The organism is Streptomyces violaceusniger Tu 4113 (assembly GCF_000147815.2).
In the GTDB taxonomy this organism is placed as follows: domain Bacteria; phylum Actinomycetota; class Actinomycetes; order Streptomycetales; family Streptomycetaceae; genus Streptomyces; species Streptomyces violaceusniger_A.
The window spans coordinates 6,621,385-6,644,443 of the sequence record NC_015957.1 but is presented as its reverse complement, the minus strand read 5'-3'; the positions used below and the strand labels follow the sequence as shown (position 1 = coordinate 6,644,443).

Genomic DNA, 23,059 nt, shown 5'->3' with positions numbered 1-23,059 from the left:
CGCTCGTACCTCGTCCGCCCACCCGTGCCCCACCGGCCTGCCGCGTCCCCCAGCGGGACGAGGCCGTCGCCCCACGGTCCGGAACCGGCCGCGGGGCGACGGCAGGAGAGGGAAGCTCAGCCCTTGCCCTCCGCGTACATCCCCAGGAACAGCGCCTCGGTCAGCGAGAGCTTCTCCAACTCCTGCGGCGAGACGCTCTCGTTGACCGCGTGGATCTGTGCCTCCGGCTCGCTCAGCCCGATCAGCAGGATCTCCGCCTCCGGGTAGAGCGAGGCCAGCGTGTTGCACAGCGGGATCGAGCCGCCCTGCCCGGCGATCGCCATCTCCTGGCCGTCGTACGCCAGGCGCATCGCCTCCCGCATCGCCGCGTACGCCGGGCTCGTGGTGTCCGCGCGGAACGGCTGGCCCTGGCCGACCTGCTCCAGCGAGAGCCGCGCGCCCCACGGCACCGAGGAGCGGAGGTGCTCCGCGAGCAGCCGGTTGGCCTCGCCCGCGTCCACGCCCGGCGGCACCCGCAGGCTGATCAGCGCCCGCGCGCTCGACTGGACGGACGGAGTGGCGCCGACCACCGGCGGGCAGTCGATGCCGATCACGGTGACCGCGGGGCGCGCCCAGATGCGGTCGGCGACCGTACCGGAGCCGACCAGCCCGACCCCGTCGAGCACCTTGGCGTCCTTGCGGAACGCCTCCTCCGGATACTGCAGCCCGTCCCACTCCGCGTCCGCCTCGAGGCCCTTGACGGTGGTCGAGCCGTCCTCGGCGCGCAGCGAGTCCAGGACGCGGATCAGCGCGGCGAGCGCGTCCGGGGCCGCCCCGCCGAACTGGCCCGAGTGCAGATTGCCCTCCAGGGTCTCCACCGAGACCCGCAGCAGCGTCATACCGCGCAGCGTGGCCGTGACCGTCGGCAGCCCGACCCGGAAGTTGCCCGCGTCGCCGATCACGATCGTGTCGGCGGTCAGCAGCTCCGGATGGGCCTCGGCATAGCGCTCCAGGCCGCCCGTGCCCTGCTCCTCCGAACCCTCCACGATCATCTTGACGTTGACCGGGACCCCGCCCCGCTCCTTGAGCGCACGCAGGGCGGTGAGATGCATGATCAAGCCACCCTTGCAGTCCGCGGCGCCCCGCCCGTACCAGCGGCCGTCGCGCTCGGTCAGCTCGAAGGGCGGGGTGTGCCAGGCGGCCTCGTCCAACGGGGGCTGCACGTCGTAATGCGCGTAGAGCAGCACGGTCGGGGCGCCGGCCGGACCGGGCAGAAAGCCGTAGACGGACTGGGTGCCGTCGGGGGTGTCCAGCAGCGCCACGTCCTCGAACCCCTCGGCGCGCAGGGCGTCGGCTACCCACCGGGCGGCCGCCTCGCATTCGTCGCGCGGGAACTGCGCCGGGTCCGCGACCGATTTGAAGGCCACCAGCTCGGCCAGCTCGGCCCTCGCGCGCGGCTGCAGGGCGGCTACGGTGGCGGCGAGAGGTGCCTTCTCCATGGGGGTCACTCCTGGGGTGCGACGGACAGGCGGCGGGATGCGCTGCCATGGGCACGTATGTACGGCTTGATGCCGCGTGGCCGATCATCCCACAGCGGGGTCATCCGTCGGGGAGCCGTAGGATGCCGGGAAGGCGCATCAGGTCGGTCGATTGGGAGCGGATCCACACGTGAGCAGCGACAACGCAGCCCCGGACAATGAGACGGTATGGGACGTCGTCGTGGTGGGCGCGGGCCCCGCGGGTGCCTCCGCGGCCCATGCCGCCGCCTGCGCCGGACGCCGGGTGCTGATGTTGGAGAAGGCCGAACTGCCGCGCTACAAGACGTGCGGCGGCGGCATCATCGGTCCCTCGCGCGACGCGCTCCCGCCGGGCTTCGAACTGCCGCTGCGGGAGCGGGTGCACGCGGTGACCTTCTCGCTCAACGGCAAGCTGGCCCGCACCCGCCGCTCCAAGCACGCGCTCTTCGGGCTGATCAACCGGCCGGAGTTCGACGCGGCCCTGGTCGAGGCCGCCAAGGACGCGGGCGCCGAGGTCCGTACGGGCGTCGCGGTCACCCGCGTCGAACAGCACGGCCCGGCCGTGCCCGACCGGCGCACGGTCGCCGTGGTGCTCGCCGACGGTGAGACGGTGCTGGCGCGGGCCGTGGTCGGCGCGGACGGCAGCGCGAGCCGCATAGGCGCGCATGTCGGCGTGAAGCTGGACCAGGTGGATCTCGGCCTGGAGGCGGAAATTCCCGTTCCGGAGACCGTCGCGGAGGACTGGGCGGGCCGGGTGCTCATCGACTGGGGCCCGATGCCGGGGAGTTACGGCTGGGTCTTCCCCAAGGGCGACACCCTGACCGTCGGCGTCATCTCGGCGCGCGGCGAGGGCGCCGGGACCAAGCGCTATCTGGAGGACTTCATCGCCCGGCTCGGCCTCGCCGGATTCGAGCCGAGCATCTCCTCCGGCCATCTGACCCGCTGCCGCGCCGACGACTCGCCGCTGTCGCGCGGCCGGGTCCTGGTCTGCGGGGACGCGGCCGGGCTGCTGGAGCCGTGGACGCGCGAGGGCATCTCCTACGCGCTGCGCTCGGGCCGGCTCGCGGGGGAGTGGGCGGTGCGCGTCGCCGAGGCGCACGACGCGGTGGACGCCCGCCGCCAGGCCCTCAACTACGCCTTCGCGATCAAGGCGGGGCTCGGTGTGGAGATGGGCGTCGGCCGCCGTCTGTACACGATCTTCGCCCGCCGCCCCGGGATGTTCCACGCGGCGCTCACCGGCTTCCGCCCGGCGTGGCGCACCTTTACGAAGATCACCCGTGGCACCACCAGCCTGGGCGACCTCATCCGCACCCACCCGGCCGCCCGCCGGGCCCTGGCGGCGATGGACCGGGGTTAGCCGCCTTCGCTCGGGCGCCGCGCGGCTTCGCTCGGGCGCCGCGCGGCGGTGATGCGTCATACGACGGTGATGTGTCGCGCGGCGGCCCCGCGGCCTCGCCAGTGACGCGGAAGACCGGGCGCATCCCGGCGATCCGGGCTCGGCCGGTGCGGCGTACTCCGCCGGGAGTACGTGCGGGCACCGCGCAAGGGGGACGCCGGGCCCGCCCGGCCGGTTTAGCGTTGCCGTATGCACGGATTCACGGGGGAGCCCGGCCCCTGGTACCGGCCGGGCGGACGCCGGCGCGAGATGCCCTTCGGCCCACCGCGCTCGGCCGTACCCTGGCCCTCCTCGCTCGCCATCGCCGTCGTCCAGCTCATGGGCACCGGGTTCGCCGCGCATGACCAGCCCGCCCGGGTCGGCCTCGGGCCCGGGGCCGGTGCGCTGCTGCTCGCCGGGCCCGCGCTGCTGCTCCTGCGCCATCGCCACCCCGGGACCGTCGTGGTCGGCACGGCGGCGGTGACGGTGGTCTACATCGCCGCCGGATATCCGTACGGGCCCGTCTTCCTCAGCGTCGTCGTCGCGTGTGTGGCGGCCGTCGCCGCCGGGCGGCGGATCGCCGCGTGGAGCGCGCTCGGGCTGCTGTGGGGCAGCCATCTGCTCATCGGCCACTGGCTCTACCGCTGGCTGCCGCCGGGCGGTGACGGGCCCGTCGGATGGGGGCAGGAACTGGGGATCACCGCCTGGGCGCTGGCGATCGTCGCCGCGTCCGAGCTCGTTCGCGTACGGCGTGAGCGGTGGGTCCGCGAACGGGCCGAACGGGAGGCGGCAGCGCGGCGCCGGGCCGATGAGGAGCGGCTGCGGATCGCCCGCGAACTGCATGACGTCCTGGCCCACAGCATCTCGGTCATCAACGTCCAGGCGGGCGTCGGCCTCGCCCTCCTCGACCAGGACCCCGAGCAGGCCCGCACCGCGCTGACCACCATCAAGGCGGCCAGCAAGGAGGCGCTGGGCGAGGTCCGGCAGGTCCTCGACACCCTGCGGACCTCCGGCTCGTCCGGCGCCGCGCCGCGCTCGCCCGCCCCCGGCCTGGACCGCCTTGAGGAGCTGACCGGGCAGGCGGCGGACGCGGGGCTCGCGGTGCGGGTGGAGGTGGAGGGCGTACGGACGGCCCTGCCGCCCGGCGCCGACCTCGCGGCGTTCCGTATCGTGCAGGAGGCCCTGACCAACATCGTCCGCCACTCCGGCTCCCGGAACGCCCATGTCCTGTTGTGCTACGCCCCCGGTGAGTTGGAGCTGCGGGTGGACGACGACGGTCCGGCGGCCGGGGGCGAGGTGACGGGCGGCGGCAACGGCCTGGTGGGCATGCGCGAGCGGGCCGCCGCGCTCGGCGGCACGGTGGCGGCGGGCCCCCGCCCGGACGGCGGCTTCCGCGTCCGGGCCCGGATCCCGTTCAGGGGCGGGAGGGAGACACCATGAGTGAGGGGGACGGGGATGACGCCGTGATCCGTGTCGCGCTCGCCGATGACCAGATCCTCGTCCGCGCGGGCTTCCGCGCCCTGCTGGCCGCGCAGCCGGATATCGAGGTGGTCGGCGAGGCGGCCGACGGGGAGCAGGCGCTGGCGCTCGTGCGGGAGCAACACCCCGATGTCGTCCTCATGGACATCCGCATGCCGGTGCTCGACGGCCTCGCCGCCACCCGCCGGATCACCGGGGACCCGGCCCTCGGCGAGGTGAAGGTGGTCATGCTGACCACCTTCGAACTCGACGAGTACGTCTTCGAGGCGATCCGCTCCGGCGCCTCCGGCTTCCTGGTCAAGGACACCGAACCGGAAGAGCTGCTGCGGGCGGTGCGCGCGGTCGTCGGCGGCGACGCGCTGCTGTCGCCAGGGGTGACCCGCCGCCTCATCGCCGAGTTCGCGGCCCGTTCCAGGGAACCCGCGCCCGCGGCGGCGCTGGCGGAGTTGACCGAGCGGGAGCGGGAGGTGATGGCCCTGGTCGGCATGGGGCTGTCGAACCAGGAGATCGCCCGGCGGCTGGTGGTCAGCCCGCTCACCGCCAAGACTCATGTGAGCCGCACGATGGTCAAACTGGGCGTCCGGGACCGCGCCCAACTCGTCGTGCTCGCCTACGAGTCGGGCCTGGTCCGGCCCGGCTGGCTGGGCTGAGGAAGGTCCTGGGCTCGGGGAGAGGTGGCGAGGGTGCCAGGTGCTCAGGGTGTTCTCGGAATCCTTCGTTCAGAACAGCCCCTCCGGGGCCTCCGCTTCCCGCTCCCGCGCCGCCACCGGCGCCGTCGTCGGGGCGTCCGCCGCGGCCGCCGCCGGCGGCCAGCCCGCCAGTTGGCGGGTGTCCAGCAGCAGGATCCGGCCGTCCGTCGTGGTCAGGTGGATGTCCGGGCCCGCCACGGCGTCGATCCGACCGGCGACAGTGGCCTCGGGGACGAGCTGGATCAGCCCCAGCGCGGGGCGCACCCGATCCAGATGGAACGCCGCGTCATGGTGCACCGGCTCGAACGGCGCCAGAGCCAGCGACTCCGGCAGACCGGCCAGGTCGCGCGCCCGCTGGTGGAGCGCGGCGAGGTCGGCGGCCCGCCGCTCCGGGGGCGGCGCGGTCTCGCGGGCGGTGCGCTTGGCGGCGTAGGGGAAGCGGTCCGGGACGCCGAGCGCTGTGCCCAGCACGGCCTCGGCGCGGCGCGCGGCCATCAGCGGGCCACGGCCCAGCAGGCAGTACGAGAGCGCGGCCTGCTCCAGCAGCCGTGCCCCCTCCCGTTCGGCCGCGGTGATTCCGACCTTGATCAGATCCGGACCGAACCAGGCGAGATAGACGTCGTAAGGCCGCGGGTCGTCCGTACGGGTGTCGGCGGCCACGGAGTACGAGCGGTCCAGCCGGGCGCAGTCCGGGCACTGCGCCGATACGGCGGCGGCCGGGACCTCGGCCCCGGTCGGACACGGGGTGTGCCGGGCGCCCCTGCGGACGCCGACGCAGTCGCGCCGCGGCCCGGTGGTGAAGGAGAGCGGGCGGTCCGGCGTCAGCGGGGAGAGCCGTTCCCCATGGGCCGGATGGCGCCAGACGAGCGCGGGCCCGCGGTGGCCCCAGCGCGATCCCGCGCACTGCCACCGTGCCGGCCGCGGGCCCTGGTCCATCAGCGCCGCTGCCGGGAGAAGAGCCACAGCGCCCGCACCAGGCGGACGGCGAATCCGACGGTGGCCACCACGAAGGCGACGCCCTTCCAGGCCGTCTCCCGGGCCCGGCCCAGATCGCCGAAGAGCGCGGGGCTCGCGACCGCGACATAGAGCACCGCCGCCAGCAGACTGGCCGTGACCAGGGCGAACACGATCTCGACGGTGAGCGTGTCGCGCTCGTCCTGGGGACGGGGTCCGGTCATCTCGAATCAGCCTTCCGTCTGCTGTCCGGTGGCTGCCGCCGAGTCGGTCCTCCCCGGCTCGCGCTGTCCGTCACGCTGCTTGCGGCGCACATGGAGCTGCTTGCGTACGCGTGCCACGACCGTACCGTCCGCGGCGACCACATCGTTCTCGAACCACGGCAGCGCCTTGCCGCCGTCCGCCGTGGCCTCGCGGATCTCCTCCAGCCGCTCCTCGGTGAGCTTGAAGTCGGCGAACACGTCCCCGCGGCCGGGCGAGAGGAAGTCGATCTCGCCGGCCTTGTCCCAGACGATGTAGTCCCGGCCGAGACGGTTCATCACCAGCAGCATCCAGAACGGGTCGCTCATCGCGAACAGCGAACCGCCGAAATGGGTCCCCACGTAGTTGGAGTTGAAGCGGTGCAGCCGCAGCCTGACCCGGACACTGCTCCAGTCCTCCGCGAGGTGGACCACCCGCACCCCGGCGAAGAGATAGGGCGGCCACCAGTTCATCGCGCGGCGCAGGCGGCGCGCGGACATCGATCGACGTGACATGTCAGGAAGTTAGCATGTGATATTACTCGCCGGTAACCCAATGGTTCGGTGGATCAGATGCCCGAGTGCTCCCGCCACAGCTCGGCCAGCTTCTCGTCCCCCTCCGTATGCAGCGCGGTGATCGGCAGCCGGTTCCAGAGCGCGAGATAGAGGTCGCCGGCCGGGCCGCTCAGCTCGCAGTCGGCCGCCCCCTCGCCGTCGCGCACGGTCCGCGGAACGTCCTGTGACAGGTGTATCGTCCACACCGCGTCATGGTCCGTGGCCCTCACCCGGAGCGTGCGCGGGGCGTCTGTGCGCACCCGGGACCGGTCCAGGCCGTGGAAACCGACCACCAGCTCATCGACCCCGTCGGCCGCGAACTCCGGGGTGAACGGGGAGAGGGCCCCGCCCCGCGCCGACTCCGCGTCGACCCGGTGGATGGCCGTCTCATGAGCCTGGCGCCGGGCCCAGAAGCCCAGCGGGTACTCCGTGGGCAGGAAGGTGAAGCACTTCAGCTCGGGGTCGGCATCGGTGAGGGTGCCGACCATCCGTCCATGGACCTCGCGGTACCAGGACAGCAGCTCGGCGTCGGCCGGCGCCGGCTGGAGCGTCGGCCGGACCGGGTCCGTCAGGCCCTCGCCGACGATCCGGGCGGCCCAGCCGTGCACCTGGCCGATGTGGGACAACAGGTCACGGACGCGCCAGTCGGGGCAGGTGGGCACCGGGGCGTCCACTCCGGCCTCGGCCGCGGCGTCGGCCAGCAACTGGCCCTCGCGGTTCGCTATTTCGATCAACTCGGCAGTATCCATGGCGGAATCATGCCAGCCGCCTCCGACATCCGCCGGGGCCGGAACGGCGAGGGCGTCAGTTTCCGGCCGGGCGCACGGCGTTCCGTGTGCCGTACGCGACCACCGCCGCCACGGCCGCCAGCGCCGCGACCGTGGTGAGCGCGATCGGCAGCGAGTACCAGTCGGCGAGGAAGCCGATCGTGGGCGGGCCCAGCAGCATGCCGCCGTAGCCGAGCGTGGAGGCTGCGGCGACCCCGCCCGGCCCCGTCAGCGCGCCCGCCCGCGCGATGGCGACGGGGAAGAGGTTGGCCAGCCCCAGCCCGGTGACCGCGAAGCCCAGGAGTGCGAGCCAGACCGTGGGCGCGAGCGAGCCCAGCAGCATTCCGGCCGCGGCCGTGGCGCCGCCCGCGATCAACGTCCTGGTCTGGCCGAGCCGTTCGAGCAGCGCGGTGCCGCTCAGCCGGCCGACGGCCATCATCAGCGCGAAGACGGAGTAGCCCGCGGCGGCGAGTCCGGCGGACGCGTCGAGGTCCTGGTGCAGATGGAGGGCTGCCCAGTCGGCCATCGCGCCCTCGCCGTACGCCGTGCAGAGCGCGATCAGGCCGAAGACGCCGACGAGCCACCGGGCGCGGCCCGGCCGCTCCGTGCCGGGGGACGGCTCGGGGGCGGCGGCCTTCTCGGAATCGGCCACGGGCCCGGCGCCGTCCCGCGGCGCGGGCACCGGCAGCGAGATCAGCGTCCGGCCGGCGGCCGCTGCGAGCAGCAGCCCGAAGACCGCGAGCAGCGACAGATGGCGGGTGGGGGAGAGGTGGTCGGCGATCAGCCCGCCCAGCCCGGCCCCGGCCATCCCGCCCAGACTGAAGGCGGCGTGGAAACCCGGCATGACCGGGCGGCGCAGGGCGGCGATGAGGTCGACCGCCGCGCTGTTCATGGCCACGTTGAGCGCACCGAACCCGGTGCCGAAGACCAGCAGCACCAGGCCGAGGGCGAGCGCGGAGTGGGTCAGCGGCGGCAGCGCGACGGAGCCCGCGAACAGCACACCGGCGGCCACCGTCGTCGGGTGGTTGCCGAAGCGGCGGCACAGCCGTCCGGTGGCCATCATCGTGGCCGTCCCGCCAGCGGACACGCCGAGCAGGGCCAGCCCCAGCGCGCCCTCCGAGGCGCTCGTCCGGTCCTTGATCGCGGGGATCCGGGCGACCCATCCGGCGAACACGAAGCCGTCGAGGAAGAAGAACGCGGTGATGGCGGCGCGGAGTCGGGCGAGGTCGCGATCCGCGGTGACGGAGCGGCGCGCGCCCAGGATGGCCGTCCGTGTTTTGTTTGGAGTCGGCACAAAGTGAGAATAGAGGCGTGACCCAGACACGGACAAGGCTCGAGCGCGGCCGAAGCGCTCTTGGCCCGGCACTGGCACTCGTCCACACCGGCCGCGCGCCCACCCGCGCCGTGCTCACGGCCGAGCTCGGGGTGACCCGCGCGACCGCGGGCGCCGTCGCCGCCGAGCTGGAGGCGCTCGGCCTGATCCAGGTCGACTCGCGGCCGCTCGGGGCCGCCGGGGCGCAGGGCCGTCCCTCGCACCGGCTGTCGATCGCCCCCCGAGGGCCGGTCGCGCTCGCCGCCCAGGTGCACGCCGACGGGTTCCGCGCGGCGCTCGTCGGGCTCGGCGGCCGGACCGTGGCCACCGCCCCGGGCTGTATGACCGTGCCCGCGGACCCGGCGCATGTCATCGACGCGGTCGTGGAGGCCGGTGCCCGGCTGCTACGGGAGACCGGCCGCCGCTGTGTCGGCGCGGGGCTCGCCGTCCCGTCCGCGGTCGCCGAACCGGAGGGCACCGCCCTGAACCCGCTGCACGTCGCCTGGCCCGCGGGCGCTCCGGTGCGCGAGCTGTTCAACCGCAGCCTGGCCGCGGCCGGTATCCGGGGCGACGACGGGGAGCCGGTCACCGGCTTCGCGGGCAATGACGTCAACCTGGCCGCGCTCGCCGAGCACCGCCATGGCGCGGGCGGCGGCGCCCAGCATCTGCTCTGTGTCGCCACCGGGCACCGGGGCGTCGGTGGCGCGCTGGTGCTCGACGGAAGGCTGCACACGGGCAGCGCGGGGCTCGCCCTCGAGGTGGGCCATCTGACCGTCAACCCCGAGGGCCCGCCCTGCCACTGCGGCAGCCGCGGCTGTCTGGACATCGAGGCCGATCCGCTCGCCTTCCTCACGGCGGCCGGGCGCGACCCGGGCCCGGAGGTGTCCCTGCTGCAGCAGGCCCGCGATCTGCTCCGCGAGGAGTACGCCACGGAGCCGTCCGTACGGGCTGCCACCTGCCAGCTCATCGACCGCCTCGGCCTCGGGCTCGCCGGTCTGGTCAACATCCTCAACCCGGACCGCATCATCCTCGGCGGGCTGCACCGCGAACTCCTGGAGGCCGACCCGGAGCGGCTGCGCGCGGTGGTGGCGGAGCGGAGCCTATGGGGCCGGAGCGGGGGCGTGCCGATTCTGCCGTGCACGCTGGACCACAACAGCCTGGTGGGTGCGGCGGAGTTGGCGTGGCAGCCGGTGCTGGACGACCCCTTGGCGGCCCTGGGCGTGGGCTGACCATCGCGCGCTCCTTACGGCGGTCACCACTGGCGGCCCCGGGGGAGCGCGGCCAGGTCCGGGGTCGACAGATGGAGCACCTGGTAGCGGTCGCCGGGCTCCCAGGGCGGTGCGGAGTCCTCCCAGAGCGTGAAGTGGATCAGCTCCCAGCCGCGCGGGTCGATGCCGAGGGCCGTCGTGTGGACGCCGTCCGTACGGGCGCGCTCGGCCAGCCGCGCCAGTGCGTCCTCGACAACGGAGGCGGGATCGACGGCGGCCGGGACCGGCGCGGCGTGGCGGGTGGCGGCGCGCGGCACGGCGCCCGCGGCCGGGCCGCGTTCGAAGGCGAGCCCCTGCCAGTGCTCGACCGCGGGCCTGCCGAAGTCCCGGACGATGCCCTGGAATCCGGGGCCCCACAGAAAGCGGTTCATGGCCTCGGGCGCGGTCCACAGATAGAACGGGGCGTACTGATGGACCGGCGAGCCGTCCACCCCCCGCTCCCGGATGCCGTACGCCTTGAGGCCCAGCCCGGAGAAGTCGTCGAGCAGCGGCCCCTTCGTCGCCACCCGGTCCCGGATGATCCTCATGTCGTAGTCGGCGGGCAGGGTGATCCGGTACTGCGTGACGAGCATCGGTGAACTCCTGTCGGCGGGGCGTGCGTTCGTGTCCGTTCGCTGCTTCGATTCGATCGTACACACTAGTAGGTACAGAGCGGGTCGCCCCGGCGCGCGTACTCCCCAGGAGGTACCGGGAGTGTCGTCGGCCGTACGACGACCGGGGCACCGTAAGGGAGTGATCCTCGAAGTGGCCATGAGGAAGGGCCATGAAAGTGGCCATGAGAAGTGGCCATGGGACCACCACTCCCGAGGAGCGCGATCATCATGAACACCCTGGCGCACGGCTTCGCCGACGGCGACGGCCCCGGACCGTGGATTCTGCTCTTCCCGCTGATGTCGGCGCTGGTCGTCGGCGGCGCGGTCTTCCTGCTGAGGCGTGCCGGGTGGCGCGGACGCGCCCCCTGGCGGCAGGGGCCCGTGGACTTCGGCGAGCGATCGCCGATCGCGGTGCTGGGCCGTCGCTTCGCGGCCGGTGAGATCGACGAGGACGAGTACTGGCGCCGACTGTCCGTCCTGGACGAGCAGTTCGGACGCCATGTGAAGGGCGGTGCCCTCTGACCGCTGACGGTGTGGGGGCGCTGACGCGGGGCGCTCAGGCCGTCCGGGCCGTCAGGGTGGTTGGGGCTGCCCCGACTGTCGGGGCGGTCGCGGCTGCCGGGGCGGTCGGGCTGTCCGGACCGTCCCGCCTCGGGAGGCGGGACGCCTGCGTGCTCAGCGGGAGGCTGCCGACCGGGCGGCCGCGGGAGCCCGCTCGCGCACCGCAGGCGCCGGGGCTGCGGCAGCGGCCGGTGCCGGGGCCGCGGCGACGGGTGCGGGGGTCGGAGCCGGGGCGACGGGTGCGGGGGTGGGCGCCGGTGCGACGGGCGCCGGTGCCGGGGCGACCGGTGTCGGGGCGGTGGCGGGTCCGGGGGTGGGCGCGGGGCCGGTGATGGGCGTGGTGGGCACCGGAGCCGGGCGGGAGGCGTCCGTGCGATGGGGCGGTGCGGTACGGCCCGCTCCATGCGCCGTGAGCGGCGACTTGGCGGAGGCGGTGGCCCGCGGCACGGCCAGCGTGAACCAGACGACCTTCCCGCTGCCGTCGTCCCGCGCGTGCATCCCCCAGCTCTGGCTGACGGCCGCGACCAGTGCGAGCCCCCTGCCATGCGTGGCGACGGGATCGCAGGCCCGAAGGCGGGGCAGTCGCGGATCCTGGTCGCGGACCGAAACGGTCAACCGGTCCAGCATGAGAACGATCTCCACCGTGCACTGCTTGTCCGGCTCGGCGTGCCGATGCACATTGGTGAGCAGTTCGGTGACGCCGAGCGCCGCCGGGTCGATGAGCGGATCCAGATGCCAGTAGCGCAACTGCGCCGACACGATTCTGCGGACCTGTCCGATCCGCGACGGCAGGGCCTGCAGCTCCACCGTGCACTGCCTGCTAGGACGACTGATCACGGCTGCGACTCCCTGAAGAAGTTGGGGCTAGCCTGATTCAGATGCGGGCGACGAACACGTTCAGCAGTGGTGGCTGCTGGGCGCGACCGGTGGGACGGTTCTCAGCGTCACCGCTTGTTGACCCTCAGTGATACTGATACTCGTCCAGGGTCGGTCCCACCGCGCGCATGCGCAACTCGGCCACTTCACCGCTTCTGGGAGCGCCCCCGAGCGGACCGGACGGCGTCGAGGAAGCGGCCGGCGGCCCCCGAGCCGGACTTGGCCGAGGTGGACTTGGTGTCCTGCGAGCCGAGGGTGAGACGGTAACGGGTGCCGTTCACGGTGGCCATGGCCTGGTCCCCGTCGACGAACCAGGGCTTGCTGGCGCGCACCGACTGCACCGGCGCGCTGTCGATCTCGCGACCGTAGCTGGTGAGCAACTCCAGCCTGCCGTCCTTGATCAAGACCTGTCCGGCGCGGGTGACCGAGCGCAGGAACCGCTCGATCCGCACTCCCCTGGCGTTGAACTCGTTATCGGCCATCACAACCGCCTCCCCGATGGCTCCGACTGGCGCTTCTGCCGCCGTCTCTCATTTTCCCTGCTGCGCAGTGTGCCCGGGACCGGCCCCGGGCACCAGGGCGCACTGGGGGACAATGAGGATCGAAACGGCACGAGTATGCCACTTGGGCTGGGCATGGGCACGAGCAGGAGGAGTGGGCGTTGGACGGCACGGCGCGCGGGATCATCAAGACGATCGACGTGGACCGCAGCGACCACGGCTATCGCGGGTGGCTGAAGGAGGCCGTCCGAAAGGTGCAGGCGGACGCCCAGCGGTCCGCGGACACCCATCTGCTGAGCTTCCCGCTGCCCGAGCGCTGGGGGATCGACCTTTACCTCAAGGACGAGTCCACCCACCCCACAGGGAGTCTCAAGCACCGTCTGGCGCGCTCGCTGTTCCTCTATGGGCTGTGCAACGGCTGGATCCGGCCGGGCAAGCCCGTGATCGAGGCGTCCAGCGGCTCGACCGCCGTATCCGAGGCGTACTTCGCCAAGCTGATCGGGGTGCCCTTCATCGCGGTGATGCCCCGCACGACCAGCCGGGAGAAGTGCCGCCTGATCGAATTCCATGGCGGCCAGTGCCATTTCGTGGACGACCCGCGGACCATGTACGCGGAGTCCGCCGCCCTCGCGGCGGAGTCCGGGGGTCACTACATGGACCAGTTCACCTACGCCGAGCGGGCCACGGACTGGCGCGGCAACAACAACATCGCCGAGTCGATCTATCAGCAGATGCGTCTGGAGCGCTATCCCGAACCGGCATGGGTCGTCGCCACGGCGGGCACCGGAGGCACCTCGGCGACCCTCGCCCGCTATGTCCACTACATGCAGTACGACACCCGCGTGTGCGTCGCCGACCCGGAGAACTCCTGCTTCTTCGACGGCTGGGTCCACCATGACGACGACGCCTCCAGCGACCACGGTTCACGCATCGAGGGCATCGGCCGCCCCCGGATGGAGCCCAGCTTCGTACCGGGCGCGATCGACCGGATGATGAAGGTCCCGGACGCGGCGAGCATCGCGGCCGTGCGCGCCCTGGAGCGGGCCATCGGCCGTAAGGCGGGCGGCTCCACCGGGACGGGGCTGTGGAGCGCGCTGCGGATCGTCGCGGAGATGGTCGCCGCGGGGCGGACCGGGAGCGTGGTGACGCTGCTGTGCGATCCGGGGGAGCGGTATCTGGACAAGTACTACTCGGACGCGTGGCTCGAGGAGCAGGGGCTGGACATCGACCCGTATGTGAAGACGCTCGACATCTTCCTCACCACGGGCAACTGGACCGACTGACGGCGCTCACGGCCGGACCGGCCGGCCTCCGTTCGTACGGCCCTCAGGCCGCCGCCACCATCCGGTCCAGGTTCCGCACCGCCTGGTGGAACGCGCGCCGTAGCCCCGGCCGCATCGCCCGCACGACAGCGCGCAGCAGTACCGTGCCGTCCACCGCGAACACATAGCGCACCACGGTCCCGCCGCCGTCCGTGGGCCGCAGCGTCCACTCCTCCAACAGCGCCCGCAGCCCCGGGGCGTTGGTCTCGTCGACGCGGTAGGCATAGCGCTCGTGCGGATCGACCGCCATGACCGTCTCGCGGAAGCGGCCGCCGCCCACGAGGCGGATCGCCCTGCCCTTGCCGCCGTCCGTGGAGCGGGCTTCCTTCACCGACGTGAACCACCGCGGCCAGCCCTCGACATCGGTGAACGCCTCGAACACCGCCTCGGGAGAGGCCGAGATCTCGGCGACGAAGACGAGCCGCAACGGTGCGGTCTCGACGTACTCCAGTCCGACGGCACGCAACCGGTGTGTCATGGACACACGATAACTGCCGGGGTGTCAGATGTCTGCGGTGCGGGACGGCTCGCCCGCCACCACCAGCTCCGGCAGATACTCGGAGATCTCCGCCCGCGCCTCCTCCGGCAGCCCCGGGTCCGTGACCAGCGCGTTCACCTGGTCCAGCGAGGCGAAGGAACTCAGCCCCACCGTGCCCCACTTGGTGTGGTCCGCGACCACCACGACCCGCCGCGCGGCCCTGACGAAGTGGCGGTTGGTCTCCGCCTCCGCGAGATTCGGCGTCGACAGACCCGCCTCCACCGATATGCCGTGCACTCCGAGGAAGAGCACATCGAAATGGAGCGAGCGCACCGCCGCGTCCGCGACCGGCCCCACCAAAGTGTCCGACGGCGTGCGCACCCCGCCGGTGAGCACGACGGTGGCCGCCCCCGGGCGCGGGCCCACCCCGCCGAGCGCCGCCGACCGCTGGGCGTTGTAGAACACATCGGCCACCCGGACCGAGTTCGTCACCACGGTCAGATCCGGCACCTCCAGCAACTGCTGGGCCAGCGCGAAGGCCGTGGTGCCCCCGGCCAGACCGATCGCGGTGCCCGGCGTGGCCATCGCGGCCGCCGCCTTCGCGATGTCCTCCTTGGCGCTCAGCTCGAGGCCCGATTTGGCCTCGAACCCGGGCTCGTACGTGCTCGCCTCGGCCACCGGCACGGCCCCGCCGTGCACTTTCTCCACCACGCCCAGCCGGGCCAGCGCGTCCAGATCGCGACGAACCGTCATGTCCGAGACATTGAGCTTGCGCGTCAGCTCGTTGACCCGCACCCCGCCGCGCCGCCTGACCTCGTCGAGGATCAGGGCGCGCCGCTGCTCCGCGAGGAGGTTCTGGTTGTCGCTCACCCTGCCTCGTCTCCCTCCGGTCGGCCCTCGTCGCCCGCGCGTTCATCTTCGCATGAGGCGAGGACAGCCGGTCGCCGCAGCACCCGGGGTTACGATTTCGCCACGCCCGCCCTGTCAGGGTCGGGGAAGGTGGCCGATGGGCACAATCCTGGAGCAGAACGACCGCACCACACCGGAATCGGGGGACACGGTGCCAGCGACCATGCCTACGGACACGCCGGCCGACGGGGCGCAACGGGCGACGGCAGCCCGTAAGGGCGGAGCGCCGCCGCCCGATCTCGAACTCCTCGTCCACGGAGTGGGCGGCACCACTCCCGAGGAGATGCTCCGCGATCCGCGCACCTGCCGGGTCACCGGCGACGAGACCGCGGCGGTCTACCGCAGGGCGGACGAGGTCGACGCCGAGCAGCGCCCGCCGGAGGACCGGGAGGGTCCGGACCGTGAGGGCCCGATCCGCGAGGCGTATGTATGGTGCAACCTCACCTCGGGCAACAGCTCACGCGCCCTGTGGCTGCTCTTACTGCCGTTCATGGTCGCCAACCTCGCCCACTGGATGCGGCCCCCGGCCGACCGGCGCGAGCGGACCGTGCGCACCTATGGCCTGTTCGTCCGGCTCGTCGCGCTCACCTTGACCGTGCTGCTGATCGCCGGGGCCTGCGAGGTGGCCCTGGACCTGATCGCCTGGCAGTGTGCCGGTTCGGCCGACTGCGCCGGGGGCAAGTCCTGGCTCGGCTTCCTGTCCCCGGAGAACCACGGCTGGTGGAGCCAGCCCGGCCGCAGGCTCGCGCTCGCCGCCGTGCTGCCCGGCGCGCTCACCGGACTGCTGTGGTACCTGTCCAACCGCACCTGGAGCGCGTACGAGTCCTCCCCGCCGCTGGAGCGCCCGGTCGACGAGTCCGCCCCCGAGGCGGGCAACCGCCCCGCGCTGTGCCTGCCCGGCTTCTGGTACGGCCGCAGGATCGTCGCCCGGCTGCGCGCCGCGCACACCGCCGCCGGCTTCCTCACCATCGCGGCGGGCCTGACCCTGCCCACCACCACCTATGACCGCAGTGGCGGCGGGTTGCAGGACGCCGCGGGCTGGGCGCTGCTGACGCTGCTCGTCGTGGGCGCGGTCGCGGTGGTGGCCGTGGTGTGCTACCGCGGCCGCAGCGAGACCAAGGTCGACGGGGAGCTGGACCGCATCACCATCACCGCGCTGCCCGGCGCGGCCCTCGCGGTGCTGGCGCTCTCCGTGCTGTATGCCGGGTGGTCCCGCCCCGGCTGGGCCTCCACCGGCAAGCTGCCGGGCAACCAGGCGTTCTGCGCCATCGCCATAGGGGAGGGCGCGCTGATCGTGACCATGGCGGTGTGCGCCCTGGTCCTGCACCGCTCCGCTCCCGGCCGCACCCCGCTGTACGGGCTCGCCGGGCCCGCCGTCGCCGTGCTCGCCTGCGGGCTCGGCGCGGTGCTCGCGGGCGGTATCGCCCAGCGCTTCGCCGACTGGCTGGACGGCGGCGCCACCCCCGGTGAGGGGCCGGGCATCGCCCCGCCGGTGCTGCTGACCTGGCTGGCCACGGCCATCCCCGCGCTGCTGCTCGCCCTGGTCGTACTGCTGCTGATCTTCACCGTAAGAGTGTGGCGGGTGCGCAACCAGTTGCTGCCGAGCATCATGGACGGCTATCCGGGGGAGCGGCCCGATCCGGTGCGCACCCGGCGGATCGCGCGCACGATCGCCCGCGCCGGCCTGACCGACTCCGCCCCGTGGATCGTCGGCCCCGTAGCGCTGCTGACCCTGCTGTTCGGCGCCGCCGCCCTCACCGGGGCCTGGGTCACGGACCAGGTGCCGGGGCGGGCCGCCGACGACGCGCCCGGGGCCGTGGACGCCGCCGCCCAGACCGCGCAGGCGCTGGGCTCCTGGCTGATGGGGCTGGCCTTCCTGATGCTGGTCACCTGGGCCCGCCGCGCCTACCGCAGCCCCTCCGCCCGCCGCACCATCGGCATCCTGTGGGACGTGGGCACCTTCTGGCCGCGCGCCGCCCACCCCTTCGCGCCCCCGTGCTACGCCGAGCGGGCGGTGCCCGATCTGACCTGGCGGATGGAGACCTGGACCCGCCGGTACGGCGGCCGGCTGGTCATCTCCGGCCACTCCCAGGGCAGTGTGCTGGCCGCCGCGTCGGTCTGGCAGCTCGACCACCGCACCCGCGGCCAGGTCGCGCTGCTCACCTACGGCTCACCGCTGGAGCGGCTCTACGGGCGCTGGTTCCCCGCCTACTTCGGCCCCACGCAGCTCCTCTCGCTCCACGGCGAGGTGCGCTACTGGCGCAATCTGTGGCGCTACACCGACCCGATCGGCGGCCCCATCAGGCTGCCCGACGGCAGCGGGCCCGAGGTCGACTGCGACGCGCTCAAGGACCCGCTGGTCTATGGCCGTACGCCCGAACACCCGCTGCCCGCGCCGATCCTGGGGCATGGGGACTACCAGGCCGACCCCGTCTTCGACCGGGAGCGGGCCGGGCTGCTGGCCCGGCTCCCGGAGCAGACGCCGCCGCCTCCGCAGGAGGGGGCCGCCGGTCAGATGAGCTCCGGCAGATCCCCGGGATAGAGCAGCGTGAGGTCGTCCGTGGTCGGGTCGCTCAGCTGGGCGACCCGGCCCGCATGCCGCTCCACCATCGCCTCGAAGGTCTGCCGGGCGGTGCGCCCGTTGCCGAACGCCGGGCCCTTGGGAAGCACCGTGAAGTACTTCAGCAGCGCCTCCGCCGCCCCCTCGCCGATCCGGTATTCATGCTCCTCGGCCTGCTGCTCCACGATCCGCAGCAGCTCCTCCGGGGCGTAGTCGCCGAAGGTGATGGTGCGCGAGAAGCGGGAGGCCACACCGGGGTTGACGGACAGAAAGCGCTCCATCTCGGCGGTGTATCCCGCGACGATGACCACGACCGCTTCCCGGTGGTCCTCCATCAGCTTGACCAGGGTGTCTATCGCCTCCCGGCCGAAGTCCCGGCCGGAGTCCTCCGGCGAGAGGGCGTACGCCTCGTCGATGAACAGCACCCCGCCGCGCGCCCGGTCGAACGCCTCCTGAGTGCGTATGGCCGTGGAGCCGATGTGCTCACCCACCAGGTCCACCCGGGAGACCTCCACCAGATGGCCGCGCTCCAGCACCCCGAGGGAGGCCAGGATCTCCCCGTAGAGCCGGGCGACCGTCGTCTTACCGGTGCCCGGGGAGCCGGTGAAGACCAGATGGCGGCGGACGGAGGCGGCCTTGAGCCCGGCCTCCTGACGCCGTCGGCCCACCTCGATCATGTCGGTAAGAGCGCGCACCTCGCGCTTGACGCTCTCCAGCCCGACCAGTGTGTCGAGTTCGCCCAGCACCGCCGAGGACGGCCGGACGGAAACCGGGGGCTCGACGGCGGGCGCGGAGGCCTGGACGGACCGCTGCGACGGGACGCCGCCCAGCAGCCCGCCCGTCGAGGCGGCGGTCTCCACGGCGGGCGCGGTGAGCGGCGGCCGGCCGGGCGTGGTCGGGGAGCCCAGCGCCGTGGTGGCGCTCTCGTCGCTGGTGCAGTCCTCGACGAGCGGCCCCGCCTCGGAGAACTCGTACCCGCCGCGCGCACACCGCTCCGTACGGCACCGGGTCAAGGTGGAGCGGCAGCCGTCGATGATGTGGAAGCCGTAGCCCCCGCTGCCGGTCACCCGGCAACCCGTGAACGTGCCCCGGCCCTCGGCGGACACATAGAACCCGGCCTCCGTCGGTCCGGAGACCGTGGTGCGCTCGACCGTCGGATCGGCGCCCTTGGTGACGATCACTCCGGTGGCGGCCCCGTCTATCGTGCAGTTGGCGAGCGTGCCGCCGCTGCCGTGGTCGCGGAACCACGCCCCGGTGGCCGCCTCCCGGATGCGGCAGTCGTCGAGCTGGACGATGGCCCCGTCGCTGACCGAGACCGCGGTGGAGCGCACCTGCGACAGATCGCTGTCGACCACGTCGACCCGCGACCCGCGGTCCAGGACGAACAGCGCGTCCGGCACCTCGCGCACCCGGCACGAGTCGAGCACGGCGGTCGCCCCGTCGCTCACCCACACCGCCGGATAGTCGCCGGTGCTCTCGTGCAGCTCGCACTGGTTGGCGTCCACCCGGGTGCCCGGGTCCCACACCGACAGGCCGTTGCGCCCGAACCGGCGCACCGTGGAGCGGGTCAGCGTCAGCACCGAACGCGACCTCAGGTCGATCGCGTTCTCCGGGATGTCGTGGATCTCGCAGTCGGCGAGCGTGAGCACCGCGTCCGTGTCCAGGTTGACCCCGTCGGACGTCGTACGGTGCACCCGGCAGTCGGTGAGATGCCCGGTCGCGCGCCCGGAGACCTGCACCCCGGCGCCCCTGATCTCGTACACCTCGCAGCCGACGGCCTCCAGCGAGGAGCCCTCGCCGGTCAGCGAGAACCCCGCCCCGGACGCATGGTGGACCCGGCAGCGGTCCAGGCGCGGACGGGCGCCGCCGCGCACCGCCACTCCGGACTGCCCGGCGGCCACCACCTCGCACTCCTCGAACACCCCGCCCGCGCCGTCCAGCACGCTGAGCCCGACGCCCGCGGGATTGTCCACGGTGCAGCGCCGCACGGTCGGACGGGCGCCGCCGCGCACCTCGATGCCGACCGCCGAGCGCGTGGCGACCCGTACGTCCGACACCTCCGGGGTGGCGTCCTCGATCAGCAGCGCGGGGGCGGCCGAGTCCTGACCCTCGACATGCAGATCCTGCACCACGGCGGAGGCACGTATCGTCAGCGCGACTCCGTCCACCGGCGCGATGCGCACCGAACCGCGTGCCGAGCCCTCGGGGCCGCGCAGTGTGACGGCCCGGCCCACCACCAGATTCTCGCGGTAGGTGCCGGGCGAGATGGAGAGCACATCACCGTCCCCGGCGGCCTCCAGGGCCGCCATGAGGGAGGCGTACTCTCCGGTGCGGCGCCGCCACCGCGACGTGCCGCTGTGCGTCACCTGGACGACCGAGCCCTGTGCCATGGTGCTGCTGTGCCCCCACCTCGTGCGTTGCCGGTGTGCGCGCCCGACTGCCGCTGCCGACTGCCGCTGCGCATATGGAATGCCCCACCGTAGCGTGCGCACGGCGCCATGAGATGACCTGCCTGTGGAGCACGGGCGGAGTTGGCGTTCATATGACAACTCCCGCCCGTGCACTGCCCACTCGCAGGGGCCAACGGCCCACTCGAAGGGGCTAGCTGTCGGCGTCCGCCCGGCCCCAGTCCTGGCCGGCTCGCTCCCAGGCGATGTCCCACTGTGTATAGCGCCGTCGCATGAGCCGCCATACGACCAGCCGCCGGGCGCCGTCCACCAGGACCGCCGTCGCCCCGGCCGCGCCGATCCCGGCCAGCACGGCGTGGGTGGCGGCCGTCGCGGTGTCCAACGGCCGGCCCACCGGGCGGCCGTGGTCGTCGGTCCAGATCCGGAACCGCTCACCGGGGTCGGCGCCGGGGTGGGCCCCGAGCGTGCCCTGGTGTCTGCTGCCGTCCGGCCCCGTCCAGCGCGCGAGGACGCGGCGGTGCGCGTCTCTCGCGGAAGCGGTCTCGGGATCGGAGTCGATGGGCGGATGCGGCAGCACCTTCAGCACGGTGGCCGAGAGCGGATGGCGCTCGGCCCGCTGTTCGTGCGCGGCCCTCACCAGCGCCCCGTGCGCCAAGGACCCCGATGCCCAGCCGGCGGCGGGGGCGACGAGCAGGATGAGCGCCGCGGCGATCATCGCCGCGCACGCCTCCACGATGTCGGTCTTACGGCGCAGCGGATTACGCCGCCAGCGCCACAGCCCCCAGATCATTCGCATGGATCACATACCCCCTTCCCCACTCGTGGGTACCGCATGGCGGGCCGGATATGCGCGGATTCGGTGAAGAGAGAGCAATATCACGGGGCCAGCCCTTTCGCCGTTCCGGCGGGCCGTCGGCGGTTCAGAGGGACACACCAGACCAGCCGGGTGCCGCCCGCCTCGGGCGCCTCGATGTCCAATGTGCCGCCCAGGAGTTGGGCCCTTGACCGCATGTTGACCAGCCCCCCGCTGGGGGCGGCGCCCCCGATGCCCACCCCGTTGTCCGCGACCACCAAGGTGATGTCGGCGCCGACGGTCAGCCGCACCTCCACCCGCTGGGCATGGGCGTGCCGCACGGTGTTGCTGAGCGCCTCGGCGAGCACCGCCAGCACATGGTCGCCGGTCGTGTCCGGCACATCGGTGTCCACCGGGCCGTCCATCAGCAGCGACGGTGCGAAGCCCAGGGTGTCGGAGGCCGACCGGACGGCCTTGACCAGCCGGCGCCGCAGCGTGGCGGGTTCGCCGCCGTCGTCCCCGACCGTGCGCAGGGCGAAGATGGTGGAACGGATGATCTTGATGGTCTCGTCCAGGTCGTCCACAGCCCGCCCCACCCGTTCGGCCGCCTCCGGGCGTTCGATCAGCCGGCCCGCGCTCTGCAGGGTGAGACCGGTCGCGAAGAGCCGCTGAATGGCCAGATCATGGAGGTCCCGGGCGATCCGGTCACGGTCCTGGAGCAGCGCCATGTGCTCGGACTCGGCGCGGTGCCGGGCCAGTTCCAGCGCGAGCGCCGCCTGCGCCGCGAACCCCGAGAGCAGCTCCACCTCATGGTCGTCGAAGGGCTGCCGCCCGGCGAGCCGGCACAGCCGCAGCGCACCGGACGCCCGCGCGCCCGCGACCAGCGGGACGGCCACCACCGGCCCGAACTCGCTCTCCGGAGCCGACAGCGGCCAGGACCGTGCCCGGGAGTCCACCCGTACGTCCGATGCCACCGCGGGGCGTCCGGTGCGGGCGGCGAGCCCGGCCAGCGAGCCGTCGGACGGCACCATGAGCCCGCCGATGGCCTCCGCGTCATGCCCCTCGGCCACCTCGACCATCAGGGAGTCGGTGCCCGTGGCCGGGAGCAGGATCGCCGCCGAGTCGGCGAGGGCCACCTGCAGGGCGAGCCGGGCGATCAGGCTCAGCGCCTCGCCCGCCGCGGTGCCCGCCAGCAGCGTACGGGTGATGACGCCGAGCGCCTCCAGCCACTGCTCGCGGCGCCGGCTCTCGTGGTACAGCCGGGCGTTGTCGATGGCCACCCCGGCGGCGACCGACAGGGTGGTCAGCACCGCCTCGTCATCGGCGTCGAACTGGGCGCCGCCGCGCTTCTCGGTCAGATAGAGATTTCCGAAGACCTCGTCACGGACCCGGATCGGCACGCCAAGGAACGAGCGCATCGGCGGATGGTGCTCGGGGAAGCCGTAGCTCGCCGGATGCTCCGACAGATCGGTGAGCCGCAGCGACTGGGGGTGGCGGATCAGCTCGCCGAGCAGTCCGTGACCACTGGGCAACGGGCCGATGCGGTGCGCCCGTTCCTCGGATATGCCCACCGGCAGGAACTGCGAGAGCCGATGCCGGTCGATCACGCCCAGCGCGCCGTATTCCGCGTCGGCCAGCACCACCGCGGACTCCACGATCCGGCGCAGCACCTGCTCCAGATCCAGCTCGCGGCCCACGCTGAGCACGGCCTCCAGGAGGTTGTGCATCCGGTCCTGGGTGGACCGGGCGGCGTCCAGCCGCGCCTGGAGCTCATCGAGAAGCTGGTCGAGCCGGAGTTGGGGGAGGGCCGGATGGCGTCCCTGATCCGCACTGCCCGACACCTGGCCACCGCCCCCCATGAGCCTCTCACCAGCAGGGTAGCCGGGGCGGGGGCCGGTGGTGGCGGGGATGGAAGGAACTCGGCC

General features: G+C 73.1%; 20 protein-coding genes and 1 pseudogene. 7 read left to right on the top strand and 14 right to left on the bottom strand.

What is annotated here, in order from left to right:
- Window positions 1–116 precede the first annotated feature (116 nt).
- On the bottom strand, window positions 117–1,478 hold the full coding sequence (locus STRVI_RS27030) for a dipeptidase (RefSeq protein WP_014058813.1): 1,362 nt from the start codon (window positions 1,476–1,478) through the stop codon (window positions 117–119).
- A 169-nt stretch (window positions 1,479–1,647) separates the two neighbouring features.
- On the opposite strand from STRVI_RS27030, the gene STRVI_RS27025 reads away from it, so the two are divergent.
- The 3 genes from STRVI_RS27025 to STRVI_RS27015 all read left to right on the top strand — a co-directional run bounded on the left by STRVI_RS27025 (window position 1,648) and on the right by STRVI_RS27015 (window position 5,000).
- Complete coding sequence (locus STRVI_RS27025) at window positions 1,648–2,853, top strand: geranylgeranyl reductase family protein (RefSeq protein WP_014058812.1); 1,206 nt, start codon at window positions 1,648–1,650, stop codon at window positions 2,851–2,853.
- 228 nt (window positions 2,854–3,081) lie between these two features.
- Window positions 3,082–4,311 (top strand): sensor histidine kinase, encoded by a 1,230-nt coding sequence (locus STRVI_RS27020; protein WP_014058811.1) that lies wholly within the window; start codon window positions 3,082–3,084, stop codon window positions 4,309–4,311.
- Between the two features lie 23 nt (window positions 4,312–4,334).
- The gene (locus STRVI_RS27015) at window positions 4,335–5,000 is read left to right on the top strand and encodes a response regulator transcription factor (RefSeq protein ID WP_043239878.1); all 666 of its coding nucleotides are present in this window, start codon (window positions 4,335–4,337) and stop codon (window positions 4,998–5,000) included.
- A 69-nt stretch (window positions 5,001–5,069) separates the two neighbouring features.
- On the opposite strand, the gene STRVI_RS27010 is transcribed toward STRVI_RS27015, so the two are convergent.
- Genes STRVI_RS27010 through STRVI_RS26990 form a run of 5 tightly spaced genes read right to left on the bottom strand, consistent with a single transcriptional unit; the run spans window position 5,070 to window position 8,848 of the window.
- The gene (locus STRVI_RS27010) at window positions 5,070–5,975 is read right to left on the bottom strand and encodes a DUF2797 domain-containing protein (protein ID WP_014058809.1); all 906 of its coding nucleotides are present in this window, start codon (window positions 5,973–5,975) and stop codon (window positions 5,070–5,072) included.
- Window positions 5,975–6,217: a DUF6332 family protein gene (locus STRVI_RS27005; RefSeq protein ID WP_014058808.1), complete on the bottom strand. Its 243-nt coding sequence runs from the start codon at window positions 6,215–6,217 to the stop codon at window positions 5,975–5,977. Before STRVI_RS27005 ends, STRVI_RS27010 begins: the two co-directional genes overlap by 1 nt.
- Before the next feature lie 6 nt (window positions 6,218–6,223).
- Entirely contained in the window at window positions 6,224–6,748 is a 525-nt protein-coding gene (locus tag STRVI_RS27000) for a DUF4442 domain-containing protein (protein WP_208949171.1), read from the bottom strand.
- A 53-nt stretch (window positions 6,749–6,801) separates the two neighbouring features.
- Window positions 6,802–7,536 carry a maleylpyruvate isomerase family mycothiol-dependent enzyme gene (locus STRVI_RS26995; RefSeq protein ID WP_014058806.1) on the bottom strand — a complete coding sequence of 245 codons (735 nt, stop codon included), beginning with the start codon at window positions 7,534–7,536 and terminating at the stop codon, window positions 6,802–6,804.
- Between the two features lie 55 nt (window positions 7,537–7,591).
- The gene (locus STRVI_RS26990) at window positions 7,592–8,848 is read right to left on the bottom strand and encodes an MFS transporter (RefSeq protein ID WP_014058805.1); all 1,257 of its coding nucleotides are present in this window, start codon (window positions 8,846–8,848) and stop codon (window positions 7,592–7,594) included.
- 17 nt (window positions 8,849–8,865) lie between these two features.
- On the opposite strand from STRVI_RS26990, the gene STRVI_RS26985 reads away from it, so the two are divergent.
- The gene (locus STRVI_RS26985) at window positions 8,866–10,095 is read left to right on the top strand and encodes an ROK family protein (RefSeq protein ID WP_014058804.1); all 1,230 of its coding nucleotides are present in this window, start codon (window positions 8,866–8,868) and stop codon (window positions 10,093–10,095) included.
- Window positions 10,096–10,118: 23 nt separating this feature from the next.
- Here STRVI_RS26985 and STRVI_RS26980 read toward each other — a convergent pair whose 3' ends face one another.
- Window positions 10,119–10,706 (bottom strand): DUF4865 family protein, encoded by a 588-nt coding sequence (locus STRVI_RS26980; RefSeq protein ID WP_014058803.1) that lies wholly within the window; start codon window positions 10,704–10,706, stop codon window positions 10,119–10,121.
- Between the two features lie 249 nt (window positions 10,707–10,955).
- Between STRVI_RS26980 and STRVI_RS26975 the strand changes: the two genes are divergently transcribed.
- Window positions 10,956–11,249: an SHOCT domain-containing protein gene (locus STRVI_RS26975; protein ID WP_014058802.1), complete on the top strand. Its 294-nt coding sequence runs from the start codon at window positions 10,956–10,958 to the stop codon at window positions 11,247–11,249.
- Between the two features lie 420 nt (window positions 11,250–11,669).
- Here STRVI_RS26975 and STRVI_RS54855 read toward each other — a convergent pair.
- A pseudogene (locus STRVI_RS54855) lies at window positions 11,670–12,125 on the bottom strand (ATP-binding protein); the annotation flags it as partial.
- 185 nt (window positions 12,126–12,310) lie between these two features.
- Window positions 12,311–12,646, bottom strand: coding sequence for a hypothetical protein (locus STRVI_RS26965; protein ID WP_014058800.1), 336 nt, complete (start codon window positions 12,644–12,646; stop codon window positions 12,311–12,313).
- Window positions 12,647–12,825: 179 nt separating this feature from the next.
- Here STRVI_RS26965 and STRVI_RS26960 point away from each other — a divergent pair, with 179 nt between their 5' ends.
- Window positions 12,826–13,947, top strand: a complete 1,122-nt coding sequence (locus STRVI_RS26960) for a PLP-dependent cysteine synthase family protein (RefSeq protein WP_014058799.1) — start codon at window positions 12,826–12,828, stop codon at window positions 13,945–13,947.
- A 43-nt stretch (window positions 13,948–13,990) separates the two neighbouring features.
- On the opposite strand, the gene STRVI_RS26955 is transcribed toward STRVI_RS26960, so the two are convergent.
- Both STRVI_RS26955 and STRVI_RS26950 read right to left on the bottom strand, forming a co-directional pair.
- The gene (locus STRVI_RS26955; RefSeq protein WP_014058798.1) at window positions 13,991–14,464 is read right to left on the bottom strand and encodes an SRPBCC family protein; all 474 of its coding nucleotides are present in this window, start codon (window positions 14,462–14,464) and stop codon (window positions 13,991–13,993) included.
- Between the two features lie 24 nt (window positions 14,465–14,488).
- Window positions 14,489–15,334, bottom strand: a complete 846-nt coding sequence (locus STRVI_RS26950; RefSeq protein ID WP_014058797.1) for a DeoR/GlpR family DNA-binding transcription regulator — start codon at window positions 15,332–15,334, stop codon at window positions 14,489–14,491.
- Between the two features lie 136 nt (window positions 15,335–15,470).
- Between STRVI_RS26950 and STRVI_RS26945 the strand changes: the two genes are divergently transcribed.
- Window positions 15,471–17,915, top strand: a complete 2,445-nt coding sequence (locus tag STRVI_RS26945; RefSeq protein WP_014058796.1) for a hypothetical protein — start codon at window positions 15,471–15,473, stop codon at window positions 17,913–17,915.
- Here STRVI_RS26945 and STRVI_RS26940 read toward each other — a convergent pair.
- The 3 genes from STRVI_RS26940 to STRVI_RS26930 form a co-directional block, all read right to left on the bottom strand.
- Window positions 17,885–20,323, bottom strand: a complete 2,439-nt coding sequence (locus STRVI_RS26940) for a right-handed parallel beta-helix repeat-containing protein (RefSeq protein ID WP_014058795.1) — start codon at window positions 20,321–20,323, stop codon at window positions 17,885–17,887. The genes STRVI_RS26945 and STRVI_RS26940 overlap by 31 nt on opposite strands.
- A gap of 211 nt (window positions 20,324–20,534) precedes the next feature.
- Window positions 20,535–21,137 (bottom strand): Rv1733c family protein, encoded by a 603-nt coding sequence (locus STRVI_RS26935; RefSeq protein WP_014058794.1) that lies wholly within the window; start codon window positions 21,135–21,137, stop codon window positions 20,535–20,537.
- Window positions 21,138–21,217: 80 nt separating this feature from the next.
- Window positions 21,218–22,993, bottom strand: a complete 1,776-nt coding sequence (locus STRVI_RS26930; RefSeq protein WP_014058793.1) for a GAF domain-containing sensor histidine kinase — start codon at window positions 22,991–22,993, stop codon at window positions 21,218–21,220.
- Window positions 22,994–23,059 lie beyond the last annotated feature (66 nt).